This is a genomic window from Mesorhizobium sp. M7A.F.Ca.MR.362.00.0.0, from assembly GCF_004023175.1.
In the GTDB taxonomy this organism is placed as follows: domain Bacteria; phylum Pseudomonadota; class Alphaproteobacteria; order Rhizobiales; family Rhizobiaceae; genus Mesorhizobium.
This window is the reverse complement of sequence record NZ_RZTF01000024.1, coordinates 1-1978: the sequence shown is the minus strand read 5'-3', so window position 1 is coordinate 1978 and position 1978 is coordinate 1. Positions and strand designations below refer to the sequence as shown.

The following is a 1978-nucleotide window of genomic DNA, read 5'->3' as shown; positions in this document are numbered from 1 at the left end:
TGCCCGGCGAGGACCAGGACGTCACCATCTATTCCTCGACCCAGCATCCGAGCGAAGTCCAGCATATGGTCAGCCACGCGCTCGGCGTGCCGAGCAACGCCATCACGGTGGAAATCCGCCGCATGGGCGGCGGCTTCGGCGGCAAGGAGACGCAGGGCAACCAGTTTGCCGCATTGGCCGCGATCGCCGCGAAGAAACACCATCGCGCCGTGAAAATCCGGCCCGACCGCGACGACGACATCATCGCCACCGGCAAGCGTCATGATTTCCTCGTCGACTACGAGGTCGGCTTCGATGACGAGGGCAATATCCTCGGCGTCGATTTCATGTTCGCGGCGCGCTGCGGTTTTTCGTCGGACCTTTCCGGCCCGGTGACCGATCGCGCGCTGTTCCACTGCGACAACAGCTATTTCTGGCCAGCGGTGCATGCCCAGTCGGCGCCGCTCTACACCAACACCGTGTCGAACACCGCGTTTCGGGGTTTCGGTGGCCCGCAAGGCATGGTTGGCGCCGAGCGCGTCATCGACGAGGTGGCCTTTGCCGTCGGCAAGGATCCACTCGAAATCCGCAAAAAGAATTTCTACGGCACCAGTGGTGATAGCGAGGGGGGCCGCAACATCACGCCCTACCACCAGACGGTCGAGGACAACATCATCCAGCGCATCGTCGCCGAGTTGGAGGAAAGCGCCAGCTATGCGCGGCGGCGGCGTGAGATATCGGCCTTCAACGCCAACAGCCGTTTCATCAAGCGCGGCCTGGCGCTGACACCGGTCAAGTTCGGCATCTCGTTCACCGCCACCCACTACAACCAGGCCGGCGCGCTGGTGCATGTCTACACCGACGGTTCGGTGCATCTGAACCATGGTGGCACCGAGATGGGGCAGGGCCTCTATGTCAAGGTTGCACAAGTGGTGGCGGAAGAATTCCAGATCGACCTCGACCAGGTCAAGATCACCGCGACCACGACCGGCAAGGTGCCGAACACCTCGGCCACGGCAGCATCGTCTGGCACCGATCTCAACGGCATGGCGGCGCAGAATGGCGCTCGTCAGATCAAGGATAGGCTGATCGATTTCGCCGCCGAAAAATACCAGGTGCCGCGCGATCAGGTGCTGTTCCTGCCCAACCGGGTGCGCATCGGCAACCAGGAAATCGCCTTCGCCGACCTCGTCAAGCAGGCCTATATGGCCCGTGTCCAGCTGTCGGCGGCGGGTTTCTACAAGACGCCGAAAATCCACTGGAACCGCGACAAGGGCGAGGGCCGCCCCTTCTATTATTTCGCTTATGGCGCCTCGTGTTCGGAAGTCTCGGTCGACACGCTGACCGGAGAATACATGGTCGAGCGCACCGATATTCTCCATGACTGCGGGCGCTCGCTGAACCGAGCTATAGACATCGGCCAGATCGAGGGCGGCTTCATCCAGGGCATGGGCTGGCTGACGACGGAAGAACTGTGGTGGGACGCCAAGGGCCGGCTGCGCACGCATGCGCCGTCGACCTACAAGATCCCGCTCGCCTCCGATCGGCCGAAGATCTTCAACGTCACCTTGGCCGACTGGCCGGAAGCGGGCGAGCCGACCATCCACCGCTCCAAGGCGGTCGGCGAGCCGCCGTTCCCGCTCGGCATGTCGGTGCTGCATGCGCTGTCGGATGCGGTGGCCAGTGTCGCCGACAACAAGATTTGCCCGCGCCTCGATGCCCCCGCCACACCGGAGCGCGTGCTGATGGCGATCGAGAGGCTGAAGAAAGAGGCCGTCGCCTGAGTCTGGCGCAAGGTCGGCAATGCGTGCAATCCGGGCCGAAAAAACCTATATTTCCCGCACGGGAATGCGAATGATGAATTCGAAAGTGCAAAGCCTGAGAGACTTCCTTGCCAGCGCCGACCGGATTGCCCTGGTCGAAGTGGCTGGCACAAAAGGTTCGACGCCACGCGAGAAGGGCGCATTTATGCTCGTCTCGCGGGCGGCGATCTTTGGCA

At 62.6% G+C, this 1978-nt stretch carries 2 protein-coding genes; both read left to right on the top strand.

The genetic code is table 11. From position 1 onward, the window contains the following. On the top strand, positions 1–1763 hold a 1763-nt coding region (xdhB, locus tag EOC06_RS05685), incomplete at its 5' end, for a xanthine dehydrogenase molybdopterin binding subunit (RefSeq protein WP_245469347.1). Between the two features lie 73 nt (positions 1764–1836). Next, a partial coding sequence (locus EOC06_RS05680) for an XdhC family protein (protein ID WP_281062023.1) occupies positions 1837–1978 on the top strand: 142 nt, incomplete at its 3' end.